The sequence below is a fragment of the Pseudomonas sp. GV105 genome (assembly GCF_003058185.1).
GTDB lineage: Bacteria > Pseudomonadota > Gammaproteobacteria > Pseudomonadales > Pseudomonadaceae > Aquipseudomonas > Aquipseudomonas veronii.
In genome coordinates this window covers 48,598-68,587 of the sequence record NZ_QBUF01000019.1, presented here as the reverse complement: position 1 = coordinate 68,587, position 19,990 = coordinate 48,598, and the positions used below count along the sequence as shown (strand labels likewise).

Genomic DNA, 19,990 nt, shown 5'->3' with positions numbered 1-19,990 from the left:
AAGCGTGAATATCGTAACTTCGACGTGCCGCCGCTGCGCGGCACGTCACTCGGGGCAGCCCTAAACCTTAACGTCCCCAAACATACCTCACCTCATCCAGCGACACGCCACCACGGACCAGCGTGCGACGGCTGCCAGGCTCTTCTCTTCCGCCGAGCCCCTGATAAAAGCGAACAGCTCTTTCGTTTGCAGATAAAACCCATAAGGTAATATTTTTATAACCTTGATCAAACAAACGGTTTAAACCTGACTCCCACAATTTGGCACCGATTCCTTTACCCCAATACGCTGCCAAAATATAGATAGCCATGACCTCTCCCGACTCCGCTGCGGGCTTGTCTTCATCACGGCAACGGCCCACTGAAATCCAACCGACAACGTTTCCATCCACCTCTGAAACTAAAACGTCAGAGTCTTTGCTTTCGATTGCCTGAGCCCAATAAGCCTCCCTTTTTGGCAATGTCGCAGTCAGCGAGGCCAAAAAATCAGCCGGCATCAGATTCGCATAAGCGTGTTGCCAGCTACTGACATGAACATCAGCAATGCTCTTCGCGTCCTTGGGCAGTGCATCACGAATCATAACCAACTCCTTGTTCGTGTTCTGTTTCAGATAAAACGCTTCTTTGCTCCTAGCGACCATGCCCTCTCGATTAGCACGACGCCTGCTCGTAAACGCTTTTGTTAATAGCACAGGCCAGTGAAATATATTAAGTCGCCGATAACCCAAAACGGCCTTCAGGGATGCTCCAACCAACTTGCCGCTGGCAGCGACAGCACACAAGGGGGCATTATTGCGGAGCGCAACCACAATAAAGCGACGGCAGCATGACCCGAGCAACGCGAATCACCGACCCTTCCTACGAGCTGATGGACGATCACAACGGTCTGTCCATCATCTATCGCCAGCACGGTTTCCCTTGCCCGTTGGTGCGCTGGCATTTCCATAAGGAATACGAGCTGCACCTGATCGTCGCCAGTTCCGGCAAGGTGTTCATCGGCGACTACATCGGCAACTTCTACCCGGAAAGCCTGTTCCTTACCGGCCCCAACCTGCCTCACAACTGGATCAGCCAGGTCGAGGAAGACGAAGTAGTGCCCAAGCGCGACATGCTGGTGAATTTCACCGATGAGCTGCTTGAGAACGGCAGTCACATTTTTACTGAGCTCAAGACCCTCGCGCCGCTACTGGAGCGGGCGCAGTCCGGCATCGAGTTTCGCTGCAAGAAGACCATCGCCCAGGCCATGACGCTCATGCAACGCATCGAGGACGCCCAGGGCATGGCGCGCCTGGGGCACTTCTTTATCCTGCTGGACGTGTTGAGCGCGTGTGAGGACTACCAACTGCTGTCCGGCGTGACCACGCCGCAACTGGCCGACGAACACAGCATCGACCGCACCAACCGGGCGGTGGACTACATCTTTGCGCATTACGCACGGGAGTTGTCACTGGAGGAAGTGGCCGATTACCTGGGGATGAAACCGACGTATTTCTCGCGGGTGTTCAAGCAGGCCACCGGGCGCACGTTTATCGAATTCGTCAATCGCCTGCGCATCAGCAAGTCCTGCGAACTGCTGGCCGATGGCGACAAAGCCGTCACCGATGTGTGCTTCGAGTCGGGGTTCAACAACATTTCCAACTTCAATCGCCGCTTCCAGCAACTTAAAGGCATGACGCCTTCCCACTACCGGCGCCTGGCGGTGCAGCGGCTCACCGAACAGAACCTGGCTTAATCGTTTCGGCTTTTGGTGAGCGAGTACAAAAAAGTATCAGTCCCAGTGCGCCCAAGGATTTGTCACACCCCCCATTTGAGGGCTGTAATCAACGCACACTCTTCCTGGCTCCGCGTGGGAAGACACAACAACAATAACTGTCCTTCTGCAGCCCCTGGGCGCAGAAAAGGAGTGCGCGATGAAGTTCACAGCAAAAACACTGCTTGCCTGTTCTTGCATGACGGCATGCATGACCCTCAGCGCCGTCAGCCTTGGCGCGCAAACCCTGACCATTGCCACCGTCAACAACAGCGACATGATCCGCATGCAAAAGCTCTCGAAGACCTTCGAGGCCGAGCACCCGGACATCAAGTTGAATTGGGTGGTGCTCGAAGAAAACGTCCTGCGCCAACGCCTGACCACCGACATCGCCACCCAGGGCGGGCAGTTCGACGTGTTGACCATCGGCATGTACGAAGCCGCACTCTGGGGCGCCAAGGGCTGGCTGGAACCGATGAAGGACCTACCGGCGTCCTACGACCTCGACGATGTGTTCCCTTCTGTGCGTGACGGTTTGTCCGTCAAGGGTTCGCTGTACGCCCTACCGTTCTATGCCGAAAGTTCGATCACCTATTACCGCACCGACCTGTTCAAGGACGCCGGGCTGAGCATGCCCGAGCACCCGACCTGGACGCAGATCGGCGAATACGCGGCAAAGCTCACCGACAAAACCAAAGAGCAATACGGCCTGTGCCTGCGCGGCAAAGCCGGTTGGGGTGAAAACATGGCGCTGATCACCACCCTGGCCAACGGCTATGGCGCGCGCTGGTTCGACGAAAAATGGCAGCCTGAATTCAATGGCCCCGAATGGAAGGACGCGCTGAACTTCTACGTCGACAACATGAAGAAATCCGGCCCGCCGGGCGCTTCGAGCAACGGTTTCAACGAAAACCTCGCGCTGTTCAACAGCGGCAAGTGCGCGATCTGGGTCGACGCCAGCGTGGCCGGCTCGTTCGTCACCGACAAGACCCAAAGCAAGGTGGCAGACCACGTCGGCTTCACCTTCGCCCCCCACGAGAAGACCGACAAAGGCACCTCGTGGCTGTACTCCTGGAGCCTGGCGATCCCGACCAGCTCCAAAGCCAAGGACGCCGCCAAGCTGTTCACCAGTTGGGCGACTTCCAAGGAATACGGCGCCCTGGTCGCCAAGACCGACGGCATCGCCAACGTCCCGCCAGGGACGCGCAAGTCGACCTACAGCGACGCGTACATGCAGGCCGCGCCGTTCGCCAAGGTCACCCTGGAATCGCTGAAAGTCGCCGACCCGACCCAACCGACGCTCAAGCCGGTGCCGTATATCGGTATCCAACTGGTGACCATTCCTGAGTTCCAGGCGATCGGTACCCAGGTCGGCAAGTTCTTCTCGGGTGCGCTGACCGGTCAGCAAACCGTGGATCAAGCCTTGAGCGCCGCGCAGACCACCACCGAGCGTGAAATGAAGCGGGCCGGTTATCCCAAGTAACCCCCGATTCTGTAGGAGCGAGCTTGCTCGCGAAAAAGGTACATCCGACGCCGACATGCGCCTGAAATACCTTCGCGAGCAAGCTCGTTCCTACAGGAGTTTTGCGCACCTGCCTCTAATCGGTCTTGATCACCATGAATACAACACGCAAAAGCCGCCTGGCCAACCCCGGCTGGTTTCTCGTCAGCCCCTCGGTAGCCTTGCTGCTACTGTGGATGATCGTGCCGCTGGGCATGACCCTGTACTTTTCGCTGATCCGCTACAACCTGCTCTACCCCGGCGAAAACCAGTTCGTGGGGCTGGAGAACTTCACCTACTTCATCACCGATTCGGGCTTCCTGCCCGGCGCCACCAATACCCTGTTGCTGGTGGGCAGCGTGCTGCTGATCAGCGTGGTGTTCGGCGTATTGATCAGCGCCCTGCTGGAGGCCAGTGAGTTCTTCGGCCGCGGCCTGGTGCGGGTGTTGTTGATCTCGCCGTTCTTCATCATGCCCACCGTCGGTGCGCTGATCTGGAAGAACCTGATTTTCCACCCGGTGTCGGGGATTCTCGCCGCCGTGTGGAAGCTGTTCGGCGCGCAGCCGGTGGATTGGCTGGCGCATTACCCGCTGCTGTCGATCATCATCATCGTCTCGTGGCAATGGCTGCCCTTCGCGATCCTGCTGCTGATGACCGCCATGCAGTCCCTCGACCAGGAACAAAAGGAAGCCGCACGCCTGGACGGCGCCGGCGCCATCGCGATCTTCTGGCACCTGACCCTGCCCCACCTGGCGCGCCCGATTGCCGTGGTGGTGATGATCGAAACGATCTTCCTGCTCTCGGTGTTCGCCGAAATCTTCACCACCACCAACGGCGGCCCCGGCTACGCCTCGACCAACCTCGCCTACCTGATCTACAACCAGGCGCTGGTGCAGTTCGACGTGGGCATGGCCTCGGCCGGCGGCTTGATTGCCGTGGTCATCGCCAACATCGCGGCGATCATCCTGGTGCGGATGATCGGCAAAAACCTGACTGACAAGCCTTGAGGGCCGCGCCATGACGCTTCAACAATCCCGCCGCCTGCAAAGCCTGCTGCTCGGCACCCTGGCCTGGGCCATCGCGATCCTGATCTTCTTCCCGATCTTCTGGATGGTGCTGACCAGCTTCAAGACCGAGATCGACGCGTTCGCCACGCCGCCGCAGTTCATCTTCACGCCGACGCTGGAGAACTACCTGCACATCAACGAACGCAGCAATTACTTCAGCTATGCGTGGAACTCGGTGCTGATTTCGTTCAGCGCCACCGCCTTGTGCCTGCTGATCTCGGTGCCGGCGGCCTACTCCATGGCGTTCTACGAGACCCAACGCACCAAGGGCACCCTGCTGTGGATGCTGTCGACCAAGATGCTGCCACCGGTGGGCGTATTGATGCCGATCTACCTGCTGGCCAAGAGCTTTGGCCTGCTGGATACGCGTATCGCGCTGATCATCATCTACACCCTGATCAACCTGCCGATCGTGGTGTGGATGGTTTACACCTACTTCAAGGACATCCCCAAAGACATCCTCGAAGCCGCCCGCCTGGACGGCGCCACCCTGTGGCAGGAAATGGTCCGCGTGCTGCTGCCGATTGCCAAGGGCGGGCTGGCGTCCACGGTGCTGCTGTCGCTGATCCTGTGCTGGAACGAGGCGTTCTGGTCGCTGAACCTGACCTCGTCGACTGCCGCGCCGCTGACCGCGCTGATCGCCTCCTACTCCAGTCCCGAAGGCTTGTTCTGGGCCAAATTGTCGGCCGTGTCGACCCTGGCCTGCGCGCCGATCCTGATTTTTGGCTGGATCAGCCAGAAACAGCTGGTGCGCGGGTTGTCCTTCGGCGCCGTGAAATAACGGCTTCTCTCTAACAAAAACGAATTCAGAAGCGGAGGCCCATCCCATGGCCAACCTGAAAATCAAGAATCTGCAAAAAGGCTTCGAAGGCTTTTCCATCATCAAGGGCATCGACCTGGAAGTGAACGACAAGGAGTTCGTGGTCTTCGTCGGCCCGTCGGGTTGCGGTAAATCCACGCTGCTGCGGCTGATCGCCGGCCTGGAAGAAGTCAGCGAAGGCACCATTGAGCTCGATGGCCGCGACATCACCGAAGTCACCCCGGCCAAGCGCGACCTGGCGATGGTGTTCCAGACCTACGCGCTGTACCCGCACATGAGCGTGCGCAAGAACATGTCGTTTGCCCTCGACCTGGCCGGCGTCGACAAAAAGCTGGTGGAGAGCAAAGTCAGCGAAGCGGCGCGCATCCTCGAACTGGGCCCACTGCTGGAGCGCAAGCCCAAGCAGCTGTCCGGCGGCCAACGCCAGCGCGTGGCGATCGGCCGGGCGATTGTGCGCAACCCGAAGATCTTCCTGTTCGACGAACCGCTGTCCAACCTCGACGCCGCGCTGCGCGTGCAGATGCGCCTGGAACTGGCGCGCCTGCACAAAGAGCTGCAAGCAACCATGATCTACGTGACCCACGACCAGGTCGAAGCCATGACCCTGGCCGACAAAGTGGTGGTGCTCAACAGCGGCCGCATCGAGCAGGTCGGCTCGCCACTGGAGCTGTATCACCAGCCGGCCAACCTGTTTGTCGCGGGCTTTCTCGGCACGCCGAAAATGGGCTTCCTCAAGGGCAAGGTCACGCGGGTCGAGGGCCAGGGCTGCGACGTGCAACTGGACGCCGGCAGCTTGATCAGCCTGCCGCTGAGCGGCGCCACCTTGAGCGTGGGCAGCGCGGTGACCCTGGGCATTCGCCCGGAACACCTGGAGATCGCCGCGCCGGGCCAGGCCGGCCTGACCGTCACCGCCGACGTCGGCGAGCGCCTGGGCAGCGACACCTTCTGCCACGTCATCACCGCCAACGGCGAGCCGCTGACCATGCGGATTCGCGGCGACATGGCCAGCCAGTATGGCGAGACGCTGCACCTGCACCTGGACCCGGCGCACTGCCACCTGTTCGACACCGACGGCGTGGCCGTCACCCGACCACTGCGCGCCGCCGCCTGATTTCGCGAGAGTTATGATGAAACTGAATAAACACAACCTCACCCAATTGGCGCCGGAAGTGAAAATCCCGACCTACGCCATTGCCGATACCCGCCAGGGCATCGCCCATATCGGCGTCGGCGGTTTCCACCGCGCGCACCAGGCGTATTACACCGATGCGCTGATGAATACCGGCGAGGGCCTGGACTGGAGCATTTGCGGCATCGGCCTGCGCAGCGAGGACCGCAAGGCCCGCGACGACCTGGCCGGCCAGGACTACCTGTTCACCCTGTATGAACTGGGCGACAGCGACGACACCGAAGTGCGCGTAATCGGCTCGATCAGCGACATGCTGCTGGCCGAGGACGGCGCCCAGGGGCTGATCGACAAACTGGTCAGCCCGCACATCCGCATCGTCTCGCTGACCATCACCGAAGGCGGCTACTGCATCGACGACAGCAACGGCGAGTTCATGGCCCACCTGCCGCAGATCCAGCACGACCTGGCACACCCGCAGGCGCCGAAAACCGTGTTCGGCTTTATCTGCGCCGCACTGACCCAACGTCGCGCCGCCGGCACGCCGGCATTTACCGTGATGTCCTGCGATAACCTGCCGCACAACGGCGCCGTCACGCGCAAGGCCCTGCTGGCCTTCGCCGCCCGGCACGACGCCGAACTGCATGACTGGATCCAGGCCAACGTGACGTTCCCGAACGCCATGGTCGACCGCATCACGCCGATGACCAGTACCGCGCATCGCCTGCAATTGCACGATGAGCACGGCATCGACGATGCCTGGCCGGTGGTGTGCGAGCCGTTTGTGCAATGGGTGCTGGAAGACCGCTTCGTCAACGGCCGCCCGGCCTGGGAAAAAGTCGGCGTGCAGTTCACCGATGACGTCACGCCCTATGAAGAAATGAAGATCGGCCTGCTCAACGGCAGCCACCTGGCCCTGACTTACCTGGGGTTTCTCAAGGGGTATCGGTTCGTTCACGAGACCATGAATGACCCGTTGTTCGTCGCGTACATGCGCGCCTACATGGACCTGGACGTCACGCCGAACCTGGCGCCGGTGCCGGGCATCGACCTCACGCAGTACAAGCAGACCCTGGTCGATCGCTTCTCCAACCAGGCGATTGCCGACCAGTTGGAGCGCGTGTGTTCCGATGGCTCGTCGAAGTTTCCCAAGTTCACCGTGCCAACGATCAATCGCCTGATTGCCGATGGGCGTGAGACCGAGCGCGCAGCGTTGGTGGTGGCCGCGTGGGCGTTGTACCTCAAGGGTGTCGACGAGACTGGCGCGGTCTACAAAATTCCCGACCCGCGTGCCGAGTTTTGCCAGGGCCTGGTGAGTGACGATGCGCGGATCAGTCAGCGCCTGCTCGGCGTGGAGGAGATTTTCGGCACAGCTATTCCCAAGTCGGCTGAGTTTGTGGCAGCGTTCGAGCGGTGCTATGCGAGCCTGCGCGAAAACGGCGTCACAAAAACACTGCAGCAACTCCTGAAGAAACCGGTTTAAACCTGTGGGAGGGGGCTTGCCCCCGATAGCGGTGGGTCAGTAAAGAACATTTACACTGAAACACCGCCATCAGGGGCAAGCCCCCTCCCACATTTGAAGCGCATTTACAATCCAACAACAATGCTGAGCAAACCCTCATGACCCAGCAAAACCTGTTCCTCGGCATCGACTGCGGCACCCAAGGCACCAAAGCCATCGTCCTCGACGCCTCCAGCGGCAAGGTGCTGGGCCTGGGCGCCGCGGCACACACACTGATCAGCGGCGCCAACGGCCGGCGCGAGCAGCACACCCAGGAGTGGCTGGACGCCTTTACCGAAGCCACCCACCGCGCCCTGCAACAGGCCGGCGTGGACGGCCAGGATATCCTCGGCATCGGCGTGTCCGGCCAGCAACACGGCCTGGTGTTGCTCGATGACAGCGGCCAGGTGCTGCGCCCGGCCAAGCTGTGGTGCGACACCGAAACCGCCGCCGAAAACGAGCGCCTGTTGCAATACCTGGGGGGCGAAAGCGCTTCGCTGGAGCGTCTCGGCGTCGCGATCGCGCCGGGTTACACCGTGTCCAAACTGCTGTGGACCCGCGAGCAGCACCCCGAGGTGTTCGCGCGCATCGCGCATATCCTGCTGCCCCACGACTACCTCAACTACTGGCTCACCGGCCGCGCCGTCGCGGAATACGGCGATGCCTCGGGCACCGGCTACTTCAACGTGCGCAGCCGTACCTGGGACGTGGCGCTGCTCCAGCACATCGACCCCAGCGGCCGCCTGCAGGCAGCCTTGCCGACGCTGATCGAAGCCGACCAAGCCGTCGGCACGATCCTGCCGGCCATCGCCGAACGCCTGGGCATCAACCCCGACGCCATCGTGTCCAGCGGCGGCGGCGACAACATGATGGGCGCCATCGGCACCGGCAATATCGCCCCCGGCGTGATCACCATGAGCCTGGGTTCATCGGGCACCGTGTATGCCTTCGCCGACCAGCCCAACGTCAGCCCCCAGGCGTCGGTCGCGACCTTCTGTTCCTCCAGCGGCGGCTGGTTGCCGTTGATCTGCACGATGAACCTGACCAACGCGACCGGGGTGATTCGCGAACTGTTCGACCTCGACCTCGACGCCTTCAACGCCCTGGTCGAGCAGGCGCCGATCGGTGCCGACGGCGTGAGCATGCTGCCGTTCCTCAATGGCGAACGCGTGCCCGCCCTGCCCCACGCCACCGGCAGCCTGCATGGCTTGACCATGACCAACCTGACCCGCGCCAACCTGTGTCGCGCGGTGGTCGAGGGCACCACCTTCGGCTTGCGTTACGGCCTTGATCTGTTGCGCCAGACCGGCCTGCACAGCCAGAGCATCCGCCTGATCGGCGGCGGCTCGAAAAGCCCGGTGTGGCGGCAGATGGTTGCCGATATCATGCACACCGAAGTGATCTGCACCGAACAAAGCGAAGCGGCGGCCCTGGGCGCGGCGATCCAGGCGGCGTGGAGCCAGTCCGGCGAGTCCCTGGCCAGCCTGTGCGAAAAATGCGTGAGCGTCGACCCGGCCAGCCGGACCCTGCCGGTGGCCGACAATGTCAGCGCCTATCAACACGCCTACGAGCGCTATCAGCAGCACGTGGCAACCCTTTAAGAGCGAACGACTATGTATCTGGTGTGCGGTGAAGCGCTGTTTGATTTTTTCAGCGAGGACGATCCCAGCGGGCAAGCCTCCAAACTCAATTACAAGGCGATTGCCGGTGGTTCGCCGTTCAACGTCGCCGTCGGTTTACGCCGGCTCGGCATCGAGGCCGCGCTGTTCGGCGGCGTGTCCACTGACTTCCTCGGGCAGCGCTTGTTGCAGGTGCTCAGGGACGAAGGCGTCAACCCGCAGTTCCTGGTGGAATTCGCCGCGCCGACCACCCTGGCGATGGTCGCCGTGGGCGCCGATGGATCCCCGCAATACAGCTTTCGCGGCGAAGGCTGCGCCGACCGCCAATTGACGCGCGCACACCTGCCAACCCTGGGCGATGAGGTTCGCGGGCTGCATGTGGGTTCGTTCTCCCTGGTGGTGCAACCGATTGGCGACACCCTGCTGGCCCTGGTCCAGCGCGAAAGCGGCAAGCGCTTGATCAGCCTCGACCCCAACGTGCGGCTCAACCCGCAACCGGATATCCAGCTGTGGCGCGAGCGCGTGGCCGAACTGGTCAAGTACGCCGACCTGATCAAGGTCAGCGATGAAGACCTGCACCTGCTCTACCCCGACCAATCGCCGGAAAGCGTGCTTGAGGGCTGGTTGCAACACCGCTGCCAGTTGGTCTTCCTCACTCGCGGCGGTAACGGCGCCAGCGTGTTCAGCCGCCAGCACGGACACTGGTCGCAACCGGCGGTGAAGGTGGTGATGGCCGATACCGTGGGTGCCGGGGACACCTTCCAGGCGGCGTTGATTGCCTGGCTGACCGAGCAGCAACTGGATTCGGTAGAGGGCCTGCAGCAACTGACCCGCGCCCAGATCGACGCGATGCTGGGCTTTGCGATCCGTGCGGCCGCCATGACCTGCGGCAAAACGGGCCCGGACCTGCCCTATCGGCAACAGTTGGGGTGAACAAACGATCACAGGCTGCGGCGTTCAGCATGGATTGACGGGTAGCAACAGCATCGGGCCTGGTATTTACCAGGCCCGCAGATCGGTGAAAGCAACGCTCGCTATCTAGTAGTGGCCGCGCCCTGCTGCTCTTTGCAGTGCAGGCCCCTGCGATTGCTTGAGGTCTTCGCGCAACCCGGTGATCAGGTTGCAAATGGCTCGACTGCTGTCGAGTTTGTCAGCATTGATGCCTTTGACTTCCAGATCCACCCGGTCACGGTCGCGATCGTCATAGACCTTGATCGTCAACGAGGCATCTTCAGCTTTGGTGCATTCGCACCGTTTAGGCAGGAAACTTCCTTCAATGATACTGCGAAGTTCTAATTCCGAAAGCATGGTCAACCTCTCCTTTCTTGAGACTGCCAATCGATTGTTATAAGTCTTGCAGGCACTCGCCCGCCACGTCCTGCCAACCCTGGAAGACGTTTACAATCAATAAGCCTACTCGGCAAAATCCGTTCTCGTTGTAACCTTTCCTCATAAGCAGTACCCAGTCTTGTATAACTTTGTTCAACTCAAATTCACTCGACGAACATCATCGCCGAACAGCTTCGATTAAACGTTTAACCCTGGGCTTTGCGTTAACCGGCACTGTGTGCTGCGGCTCTTTCAGCAACATGTCGCAAACTATCAAAGTTGATATTGGCCCCTGAGTTGACCGCCACCAGCGTCTGCCCGCGCACGCGGTGTTGCCCCACATAGCGGCGAATGCCCGCCACAGCCAAGGCGCCGGACGGCTCGACGATGGAACGCGTATCGTCGTAGATCAGCTTGATGGCACTGCACAGTTCATCGTTGCTGACTGTGATGACGTCATCCACCCAATCCCGGCAGATCTCAAAGCCATAGGCGCCGATCTGTGCCACCGCCGTGCCATCGGCAAACCCGTCCACACTGGGCAGCACCACGCGTTCACCGGCGCGCAAGGCTGCCAACAGGCAACTCGAGCCTTCGGCTTCGACGCCGACGATGCGTACCTCGGGCCGCAGGTACTTGACGTAGGCGGCGATCCCGCCGATCAGGCCGCCACCGCCCACCGGCACGAAGATCGCGTCCAGCGCGCCCTGCTGCTGGCGCAGGATTTCCATGCCCACCGTGCCTTGGCCGGCGATCACGTCCGGATCGTCGAACGGCGAGACAAACGTACAACCGCAGGCTTCGGCCAGTTGCAACGCGTGGGCCAGGGCAAACGGAAAGCTCTCACCGTGCAGCACCGCTTGCGCCCCTCGCGAGCGCACACCCAGCACCTTCAACTCCGGCGTGCTGCACGGCATGACGATCGTGGCCTTGATCCCCAATTCCCGCGCCGCCAGCGCTACGCCTTGCGCATGGTTGCCGGCCGATGCGGTGATCACGCCGCAGGCCTTCTGCTCGGCGCTGAGTTGCATCAGCTTGTTGTAGGCGCCACGGATCTTGAAGGAAAAGGTCGGTTGCAGATCTTCGCGCTTGAGCAACACCTGGTTGTCGAGCAACAGCGACAGCGCCGGGGCGACCTGCAAGGGGGTTCGCACGGCCAAATCGTAGACCGGCGCGGCGAGGATCTTTTTGACGTAGTGCTCAAGCAGTCCCGAGACAGCGGTAGATGGGACGGGGCAAGTGCTCATGGGAGTCTCCTGGCTTGGGTAAGGGCACCTGGAGACGGAAAAACAAAACCCGCCTCTAGGGCGGGTTTGGGTGCAGCCGAGCGCTATCCCGCCAAATGAGGAATGGCGGTAATAATAATTGGCTGGCAACGCAGGGTTTGAAATGTCATGTCACGAAATTACCCGGCGGTGGCCGGTCAAGTCAATGGCAAGGGGCCATTTCGCTGACGGGGCTTTACGATGAATATACGAAACGTATACGATCCGTATATTCATCTGACACAGTGAAGCACATGGGCATCGTCAAGATCACCGACCAACTGCATGAACAACTACGCCTGGCCAGTGCGGCCATGGACCGTTCCATCAACGCCCAGGCCGAGTTCTGGATCAAGATCGGCCTGCTCGCCGAACTCAACCCGCATTTGCCCTACAACGAGCTGATCAACAAGCTGTTGCTGGACAAGCCGGACCTGATCCGGGGGCGCAGCTGATGATCAAAACCGCCGCACAACTCGCCGTGATGCGCGAATCCGGGCGCCTGCTGGCCCAGGTGTTCAGCATGCTCGACGGTTTTGTCGCCGCCGGACGCTCCACCCTGGAGCTGGACAGCGCCGTCGAAGCCTTCATCCGCCACGAGCTCAAAGCCCGCCCGGCGAGCCTCGGGCAATACGACTACCCCTTCTCCATCAACACCTCGGTCAACGAAGTGGTGTGCCACGGCATGCCCAGCGCCACGCAAGTCCTCAAGGACGGCGACATCGTCAACATCGACATCACCCTGGAAAAAGGCGGCTTTATCGCCGACTCCAGCAAGATGTACATGATCGGTGCCGTCTCGCCGAAGGCACGCCGCCTGGTGGAGATGACCTTCGAGGCGATGTGGGCCGGTATCCGCCAGGTCAAGCCCGGCGCCCGCCTGGGCGACATCGGCCATGCGATCCAGCACCATGCGCAGGCCAATGGTTACAGCGTGGTACGTGAATACTGCGGCCACGGCATCGGCCGGCAGATGCATGAAGACCCCCAGATCCTGCACTTCGGCCGCCCCGGCACCGGGCTGGAGCTGCGCGAAGGCATGGTGTTTACCATCGAGCCAATGCTGAACCAGGGCAGCGCCAAGGTGCGCAGCCTGAAGGACGGCTGGACGGTGGTGACCAAGGACAACAGCCTGTCGGCCCAGTGGGAACACACCGTGGCGGTGACGGCGGACGGGTTCGAGGTGCTGACCCTGCAAGCCATGTCCTGAGCCGGTCCCCCCAGGGATGGGGGGTCACCTCCCATTCGCGCCGCCTGCAATCCGCTTGAGCCCCAGCACCATCAACCCCGCGCCCAAGCCCATCGCCAACAAAAACAGCGGGTACGACACCCACCACGGCGTACCCGCCGTCATCATGCTGAACTCCGACATGCCGCCAATGCTGGCGATCAGGTTGAGCGGCAGAAACACCACGTTGATCAACGTCAGCTTGCGCAACAGGTTGTTCATGCTGTTGTTCATCAGGTTGCCGCGCGCGTCGATCAGCCCGGAGAACACGTTGGAATAGATCTCGGCCTGTTTGTAGCACTGGTGGTTCTCGATGATCAGGTCGTCGATCAGGCCGAGAATCTCGGCGCTGAAATGCTCCTTCTCGCCGTGGTTGCGCAGCCGCGACAGCACGGCGCCATTGCTGTGCAGCGCGTTGATGTAATAGATCAGGCTTTCGCTGAGGTTGAACATCTGCATCAGATGATGGTTGCTCATGGACGCGTTGAACTGTTGCTGCAACTCCCGCGCGACCAGCTTGATCACTTTGAGGTGGCCGAGGTAGTGGTGAATGTTGTTGAGCAGCAGGTCGAGCAGCACATCCAGCGGTGTGTGCAATGGGCGGCGGGCGCCGAGCCCGGACAGCGGGGTTTCATCGGTGGCGATCACCAACAGCCGGCCAGGTGAAAACAGCAGGCCGCAGGACGACACCTCAAACACCAGGGTGCCCCCGCCGGAGTAGTTCTCCGGGCGCTTCCAGATCAGAAACAGATTGTCGGGGTGAAATTCGATGCGTGAGACTTCATCCGGGTCGAGCGCCGAGGCCAGGGCATGCTCGTCCAGTTTGTGGTGCTCAAGCAGCCAGTTGCGCTCGGCATGGTCAGGGTTGCTGAACAACATGATCGGGGCCTCGTCACTGTCCCCGCTGCGCAACTTTCCATCGATCAATTCAAAGCGCTGGATCATCGCGACTCACCAGACCTGGCCCTGACGCTTCAACTCCAGGCGTCGGACGAATTCCTCCAGCACCAGGCCATACAGGTCGTCCTGCAAGTAGGCATCTTCGATACCGGCATCCAGGTTGGGGTTGTCGTTGACCTCGATCACCACCACCTTGTCGCCCGATTGCTTGAGGTCCACGCCGTAGAGGCCGTCGCCGATCAGGTTGGCGGTCTTCACCGCCAGCTCCACCACGGCCTTGGGCGCCTCGTGGACCGCCAGGGTGCGGCATTCGCCGTTGATGTCCGCGCCGATGGCCTTGTGGTTGTAGATCTGCCAATGGCCCTTGGACATGAAGTATTGGCAGGCAAAGATCGGCTTGCGGTTGAGTACGCCAATGCGCCAGTCGTACTCGGTGTAGAAAAACTCCTGGGCCAACAGCAGCACCGAATGCTCGAACAGTTCGGCGGTGGCCTTGAGCAACGCTTCCTGGCTTTCGACCTTGATCACCCCACGGGAGAAACAGCCGTCGGGGATTTTCAGCACCAAGGGGAAGCCGAGGCGTTCGCCGACCCGTTCGAAGTCTTCCGGTCGTTCCTTGTAGAGAATCTCGGTGGCCGGCATGCCCAGTTGATGGCTGTTGAGCAGGTCGGTGAGGTAGACCTTGTTGGTACAGCGCAGGATCGACGCGGGGTCGTCCATCACCACCAGGCCTTCGCTTTCGGCTTTCTTGGCGAAACGGTAGGTATGGTTGTCGACGCTGGTGGTCTCGCGGATCAACAAGGCGTCGTATTCGGCCAGGCGCGCGTAGTCCTTGCGCTCGATCAGCTCCACATCGATACCCAAACCCTTGCCGACCCTGATGAAATTTTCCAGGGCCCTGGCGTTGGACGGCGGCAATTGCTCCTGGGGATCATGCAGGATCGCCAGGTCATAGCGGGCCAATCGGCGTGAGCGCGGCTGACGCCAGATCTTGCGGCTGAAGTTGTCGAGGGCGTGGGCGAATTGGTCTTCCTGGTCATCGCGCAACTTGTGCAAGATGCCAGACTTGACCCCTTCGATATGCCAGCCGTTATTCTTTTTGAACTCAACTAACAAGATCGGACACGGGAACGCTTCAAACAGTTGGCGGGCCAACTCCTGCAACGGTTCTATATTGGTTCGACCAAAATAAAGTGTCAGCGTAAAGCCTTCGGTATTGCTGTAAAGATGATGACTCAAGGCTTTATCGAGGGTTTTATCCAGGTCGTCCAGGGCCAGCCCGTACAGTGACTTCTTGGTCAGTTCACTGATGGTCCGCACCGATGGAATCACCTTGTGCCCGCGAGCCTCGGCCAACAGTGAGCAGTAGTAACCGTGCCCCAGGTACTTGTAGCCGCGACACAGGTTGATCACCTGCACACGCTTGCCGGTCTCGCTTTCGCGGGTTTGTTCGAGATATTCCTGGGCCGTGACGATGTCTTCGCTGGGGAAGTAGGAGGCCCAGTCTTCCTTGCGTTCGACAATGATCACCACTTGGCTCGTGCCTCTGGGCGGAGCAGAAAAATAACCTTTGGAAGTTATTGTCGCCGCGACTGTTTGCTCGGATACTTCACGCCAATGACTTTGTACCGCCGACATAATATTTGATCCGCTTTAGAGAACTCGACCTTTTCTATTAAGCACGATCTTTTAGAGAAGTCCCGTTTCATTACGCAACTTTTACGGCGGTCATATGGCTCTTTTCTTTCGCGTTGCAACCCCCAGCGATGTGCCGACATTGGTGGCACTGGAACAGCACTGTTTCACCACCGATCGACTGTCGCCGCGCAGTTTTCACTGGATGATCAGCCGCGCCCATGGCGAGTTGCTGGTGGCTGAACAGGACGGCCAATTGCTCGGGTATGCGCTGGTGTTGTTCCATCGCGGCACGTCCCTGGCGCGGCTGTACTCGATTGCCATCGCCGAACACGCGCGCGGCCTCGGCCTGGGCAAGCAGTTGCTGAGTCGCATCGAGGCCTGCGCGGTGGAGCACGACTGTGCGTACCTGCGCCTCGAAGTGCGCAGCGACAACCCCGGCGCCCTCGCCCTGTATGAACGCAACGGCTACCGGCGCTTTGCGCTGATCAACGATTACTACGAAGACCACGCTCCCGCCCTGCGCCTGGAAAAACGCATCGTCCAGCACCAGGACGCGCGCGTGGAGCGTGTACCGTATTACCCGCAAACCACCGACTTCACCTGTGGCGCCGCCTGCCTGCTGATGGCCATGGGCGCGTTGGTGCCGGAGCGCGTCGCCACACGCCGCGAAGAACTGCAAATCTGGCGTGAAGCGACCACCGTGTTCATGACCGCCGGCCATGGCGGTTGCAGCCCTCAAGGCCTGGCGCTGGCCGCCTGGCGTCGGGGCTTTCGTGTGCGGATGCAGGTGAATGTACGCGGGCCGTTGTTTCTCGACGGCGTGCGCGATCAGCATAAAAAGGATGTCATGCGTTTAGTGCATGACGCCTTCGAGGAAGAGTTGGCCACCAGCACGGTCGAGCAAGTGCTCGGCGGCGCGCTGGATCTGCCCAGGGTACTGCGCGACGGCGGGCAGCCGTTGGTGCTGATCAGCAGCTATCGGCTGACCCGCTCCAAGTCGCCGCACTGGGTGATGGTCACCGACTGCGACGACGACTTCGTCTACTTGCACGACCCGGATGTGGACCACAGCCAGCACCGCCAGCCTCTGGACTGCCAGCACCTGCCGGTCAGCCACGCGGAGTTCGAGCGCATGTGCCGGTTCGGCAACAACAAATTGCGCGCGGCGGTGGTGCTGTTCAAGCCGCCGGCTTGATCGAGGCGGTGAGCAGCGGCAATACGCGACCGCGTACCTTAGAAAGCCAGCTTATAACCGATGCTCATCAACATGATCGCCAGACACGGGCGCAGCACGCCGTCCGGGACTTTACCGGCCATGTGGCTACCGATGTAGATACCCGGCAGCGACCCCATCAGCAAAAAGCCCAGCAGGTGCCAATCCATATTGCCCATGCCGGCGTGGCCCAGGCCCGCTACCAGCGTCAGGGGTACGGCGTGGGCGATCTCGGTGCCGACCAGGCGCCGCGTAGCGAGGAACGGGTAAAGGATAAACAGCGCCACGGTGCCGAGGGCTCCGGCGCCGATCGAGGTCAGTGCCACCATGGTGCCGAGGACCGCCCCCGTGACCACCGTCAGCGCGTTCAGGTTGCGCGGGTGCATGTGGTAATCGTCGCCAGCATGGCGCTGGGCGAAGGCCAACAGGCGATGCTTGAACAGAATCGCCAGGGCGGTCAGCAGCAACACCACGCCGAGCGCCTGTTTGATCACCGCGTTCATCGCGCTGGGGTCGGTGTGCAGGCTGGCGAGGAACCACAGGGTCAGCAGCACCGCGGGCACGCTGCCCAAGGTGAGCCAGCCGGTGATGGTCCAGTCGATATTCTTGTTTTTGCCATGCACCAGCACCCCACCGGACTTGGTGATGGCGGCGTACAACAAGTCGGTGCCCACGGCGGTGGCCGGGTTAATGCCGAACCACAGCAGGATCGGGGTCATCAAGGAGCCCCCGCCGACACCGGTCATGCCGACGATAAAACCAACGATCAGGCCTGCAACTACGAAACCAACGTTACCCACATCCATCACAGCTACCTGCGGCCTTGTAAAATTCTGGCCGCAGGATAGCGATTTTTCTTATAACCACTTATATCAATATGATCTGACTTTATGCCTTTTACGTCAGTCGTTGGCAAACGTAGGCCTGGGTCTGATAGGGAAAGGCCACGGTATCGCGGCCTTTCAACGCCGGGTGAGTGGCGATCAGGTTGCGTAATTGCGCGGTGACCTCGGCTTTTTCAGCGGCGGGCAGTACCGCGATAAAGCTGACGGAGAGGAAGCGATCCATGATCACTTCCTGCGGACTGCCGACGTGGTTGTAGGGAAAACAGGTCATCTCGGGGGCGGAAAAATACTCGCCGGTGAACGCCTCGCGCCATTTTCCGCTGTGAAAGCGCGGCGTATCGCCCTCGTAAGGCGTGATGATCGCGGTGATCGCTGCCACCCAGTCCACCGATTCATCCCGCACATTCCACACCAGCCCCAGACGCCCGTCGGGCTTGAGCACGCGGTGAATTTCGGCCAACGCGGCCTGGGTGGAGAACCAGTGGAAGGACTGGGCGCAGACCAGCGCATCGGCGCAGGCGGACGCCAGGGGGATGGATTCAGCGGTGCCGTTGACCAAGCGCACATCCGGCAACAACCTGGCCAATTGCGCAGCCATCGCCTGCACGGGTTCGACGGCAATCAGCGTCGGCGCCAGGGCGTTCAGCAGGCGCGTGAACTTGCCGGTGCCGGCGCCCAGGTCGATCACCGTCGACTGCGCGTCGATGCGCAGTACGTCAGCCAGCCAGCCCGTGAGTTGCCGCGGATAGTTCGGTCGGCCCTGGGCGTAAGTGACGGCCTGGGTCGAAAAACCCTGTTGCGCAGACGTGTGAACACCGGTCATTGCCAATCTCTCCTCGGGTAAAGCGGGGACACAGTGTGCGCCTTCCCACCCGGTTTTTCTAATCCGTCACACTCGGCAACCACACACGAAACCGCGCACCGCCGAGCGGTGAAGCCTGCGCGGTCAGGGTGCCGCCCTGGGCTTCGAGGGCGCGTCGGCTGATCGCCAGGCCCAGGCCAAACCCGCCGGTGGAGCGGTCGCGGCTGCGGTCCAGGCGATAGAACGGCTCGAAGATACGTTCGCGCTGGTCCGGCGGAATACCGATGCCATCATCGTCCACGCAGATTTCGCAGCCCGTGGGACATACCTTGACCCCCACCTGGATGCGTTTGTCGCAGTAGCGCGTGGCATTGCGCAGCAGGTTTTGCAGGGCGCGGGCGGTCAGGCGCGGGTCGAGGCTGAAGCGCTCGACACTGCAGTCGAGCGCCACGTCGATCACAATCTCAGGGTGCTCCAGTTCGTCGTCGACGCTGCCCAGCACGCTGTCGACAAACTCGTCGAGCACCACCTCGACCCGCTCCGGCAGCTGCGCAGGGTTTTGCAGGCGGCTATAGGAGAGCAACTCCAGCACCAGCTCATCCAGCTCACGGATATGCGCCACCAAGCTTTGCAGGCGCTCGCGGCTGGCCTGGGGCAGGTCTTCGGACAACGCCAGGGCCAGGCCGAAGTCCAGGCGCGTCAGGGGGGTGCGCAGTTCGTGGGAGACCGCGTTGAGCAAGTCACGCTGCTGGTTCAACAGGTGTTCGATATCGTCGGCCATGGTGTCGAACACCGTCGCCAGGCTGCCGATATTGGAACTTGGCGGAATGCGCGTGCGTTCGCCAAAATTCCCCTTGCCCAACTGCGTGGCAGTGCTTTTCAGGCGCTCCAGGTCGCGCCAGTGCGGGCGCAGCCATACCAGCAGGCAGGCGAGCAGCGCGGCACCGATCAGTACGTTCATCGACCAGTACAGCAGGTTCATGTCCAGCGAGTCCGGCGGGATCGTCAGCTTGACCGCAAACTGCGGGTTGATCGGTGAGCTGACCTCGGCCATCCACCCCCACTCGCCCAGGCGGATCACCGGCTTGCCTTGGGCCAGCAGCTGCTCTTCTTCGGGGGTGTAGCGCGCGTCCTGGTGCAACAGCAGTTCGACCTTGAGCGGCGCGAAGTCACGGCCCAGTTGTTCGGTGACCTGGGACCAGCGCTCCACCGGCGCCCGCTGGTATTGCTTGACGATGAGTTTCTGCAGGCCGCGGGACTGTTCGACGTTGTAGTCCACGTAGCGGTGCTCGAACACCTGGATCACCAGCTTGGGAATCAGGAAGATCGCCGCGCTGTAGGTGACGATCGTGATCAGATAGAGACGCAGCAGCACACGAAACATGAC

General features: G+C 61.1%; 19 protein-coding genes. 11 read left to right on the top strand and 8 right to left on the bottom strand.

The annotated features are described in order from the left end of the window. Nucleotides 1–67 precede the first annotated feature (67 nt). Complete coding sequence (locus tag C8K66_RS28040; RefSeq protein WP_026140209.1) at nucleotides 68–580, bottom strand: GNAT family N-acetyltransferase; 513 nt, start codon at nucleotides 578–580, stop codon at nucleotides 68–70. A gap of 245 nt (nucleotides 581–825) precedes the next feature. Between C8K66_RS28040 and C8K66_RS28035 the strand changes: the two genes are divergently transcribed. The 8 genes from C8K66_RS28035 to C8K66_RS28000 all read left to right on the top strand — a co-directional run bounded on the left by C8K66_RS28035 (nucleotide 826) and on the right by C8K66_RS28000 (nucleotide 10,316). After that, entirely contained in the window at nucleotides 826–1,731 is a 906-nt protein-coding gene (locus tag C8K66_RS28035) for an AraC family transcriptional regulator (protein WP_017848432.1), read from the top strand. Between the two features lie 178 nt (nucleotides 1,732–1,909). After that, nucleotides 1,910–3,232: a sugar ABC transporter substrate-binding protein gene (locus C8K66_RS28030; protein WP_046383192.1), complete on the top strand. Its 1,323-nt coding sequence runs from the start codon at nucleotides 1,910–1,912 to the stop codon at nucleotides 3,230–3,232. A 134-nt stretch (nucleotides 3,233–3,366) separates the two neighbouring features. Next, on the top strand, nucleotides 3,367–4,257 hold the full coding sequence (locus C8K66_RS28025; protein ID WP_046385260.1) for a carbohydrate ABC transporter permease: 891 nt from the start codon (nucleotides 3,367–3,369) through the stop codon (nucleotides 4,255–4,257). Between the two features lie 10 nt (nucleotides 4,258–4,267). Continuing rightward, a complete protein-coding gene (locus tag C8K66_RS28020) occupies nucleotides 4,268–5,098 on the top strand; it encodes a carbohydrate ABC transporter permease (RefSeq protein WP_012723930.1) in 831 nt (276 codons plus the stop codon). Nucleotides 5,099–5,144: 46 nt separating this feature from the next. Continuing rightward, complete coding sequence (locus C8K66_RS28015; RefSeq protein WP_046383191.1) at nucleotides 5,145–6,248, top strand: ABC transporter ATP-binding protein; 1,104 nt, start codon at nucleotides 5,145–5,147, stop codon at nucleotides 6,246–6,248. Nucleotides 6,249–6,264: 16 nt separating this feature from the next. After that, nucleotides 6,265–7,746 carry a mannitol dehydrogenase family protein gene (locus tag C8K66_RS28010; protein ID WP_108526602.1) on the top strand — a complete coding sequence of 494 codons (1,482 nt, stop codon included), beginning with the start codon at nucleotides 6,265–6,267 and terminating at the stop codon, nucleotides 7,744–7,746. 137 nt (nucleotides 7,747–7,883) lie between these two features. Beyond that, nucleotides 7,884–9,365, top strand: a complete 1,482-nt coding sequence (gene xylB, locus C8K66_RS28005; protein ID WP_046383189.1) for a xylulokinase — start codon at nucleotides 7,884–7,886, stop codon at nucleotides 9,363–9,365. 12 nt (nucleotides 9,366–9,377) lie between these two features. Next, nucleotides 9,378–10,316, top strand: a complete 939-nt coding sequence (locus C8K66_RS28000) for a carbohydrate kinase (protein ID WP_046383188.1) — start codon at nucleotides 9,378–9,380, stop codon at nucleotides 10,314–10,316. Between the two features lie 105 nt (nucleotides 10,317–10,421). On the opposite strand, the gene C8K66_RS27995 is transcribed toward C8K66_RS28000, so the two are convergent. Together C8K66_RS27995 and ilvA are read right to left on the bottom strand one after the other, a co-directional pair. After that, nucleotides 10,422–10,691, bottom strand: coding sequence for a DUF1652 domain-containing protein (locus C8K66_RS27995; protein WP_017848424.1), 270 nt, complete (start codon nucleotides 10,689–10,691; stop codon nucleotides 10,422–10,424). 245 nt (nucleotides 10,692–10,936) lie between these two features. After that, nucleotides 10,937–11,959, bottom strand: coding sequence for a threonine ammonia-lyase, biosynthetic (gene ilvA / locus C8K66_RS27990; protein ID WP_079443655.1), 1,023 nt, complete (start codon nucleotides 11,957–11,959; stop codon nucleotides 10,937–10,939). Between the two features lie 272 nt (nucleotides 11,960–12,231). Here ilvA and C8K66_RS27985 point away from each other — a divergent pair, with 272 nt between their 5' ends. Next, nucleotides 12,232–12,432: a ParD-like family protein gene (locus C8K66_RS27985; protein ID WP_003190946.1), complete on the top strand. Its 201-nt coding sequence runs from the start codon at nucleotides 12,232–12,234 to the stop codon at nucleotides 12,430–12,432. Next, nucleotides 12,432–13,187, top strand: a complete 756-nt coding sequence (map, locus tag C8K66_RS27980) for a type I methionyl aminopeptidase (RefSeq protein WP_108526600.1) — start codon at nucleotides 12,432–12,434, stop codon at nucleotides 13,185–13,187. The genes C8K66_RS27985 and map overlap by 1 nt, the downstream gene beginning before the upstream one ends. Nucleotides 13,188–13,211: 24 nt before the next feature. Here the strand turns inward: map and C8K66_RS27975 are convergent, their stop codons facing one another. Together C8K66_RS27975 and C8K66_RS27970 are read right to left on the bottom strand one after the other, a co-directional pair. Next, nucleotides 13,212–14,150, bottom strand: a complete 939-nt coding sequence (locus C8K66_RS27975; RefSeq protein WP_046383186.1) for a magnesium transporter CorA family protein — start codon at nucleotides 14,148–14,150, stop codon at nucleotides 13,212–13,214. Between the two features lie 6 nt (nucleotides 14,151–14,156). Further along, nucleotides 14,157–15,743: a RimK family protein gene (locus tag C8K66_RS27970; RefSeq protein WP_108526598.1), complete on the bottom strand. Its 1,587-nt coding sequence runs from the start codon at nucleotides 15,741–15,743 to the stop codon at nucleotides 14,157–14,159. 94 nt (nucleotides 15,744–15,837) lie between these two features. On the opposite strand from C8K66_RS27970, the gene C8K66_RS27965 reads away from it, so the two are divergent. Then, entirely contained in the window at nucleotides 15,838–16,938 is a 1,101-nt protein-coding gene (locus C8K66_RS27965) for a GNAT family N-acetyltransferase/peptidase C39 family protein (RefSeq protein ID WP_046383184.1), read from the top strand. 38 nt (nucleotides 16,939–16,976) lie between these two features. On the opposite strand, the gene C8K66_RS27960 is transcribed toward C8K66_RS27965, so the two are convergent. The 3 genes from C8K66_RS27960 to C8K66_RS27950 all read right to left on the bottom strand — a co-directional run bounded on the left by C8K66_RS27960 (nucleotide 16,977) and on the right by C8K66_RS27950 (nucleotide 19,987). Next, nucleotides 16,977–17,762 (bottom strand): sulfite exporter TauE/SafE family protein, encoded by a 786-nt coding sequence (locus C8K66_RS27960; protein ID WP_046383183.1) that lies wholly within the window; start codon nucleotides 17,760–17,762, stop codon nucleotides 16,977–16,979. A gap of 91 nt (nucleotides 17,763–17,853) precedes the next feature. Then, nucleotides 17,854–18,624 (bottom strand): class I SAM-dependent methyltransferase, encoded by a 771-nt coding sequence (locus tag C8K66_RS27955; RefSeq protein ID WP_108526596.1) that lies wholly within the window; start codon nucleotides 18,622–18,624, stop codon nucleotides 17,854–17,856. A gap of 58 nt (nucleotides 18,625–18,682) precedes the next feature. Continuing rightward, nucleotides 18,683–19,987: an ATP-binding protein gene (locus C8K66_RS27950; RefSeq protein ID WP_046383182.1), complete on the bottom strand. Its 1,305-nt coding sequence runs from the start codon at nucleotides 19,985–19,987 to the stop codon at nucleotides 18,683–18,685. Between the last annotated feature and the right edge of the window lie 3 nt (nucleotides 19,988–19,990).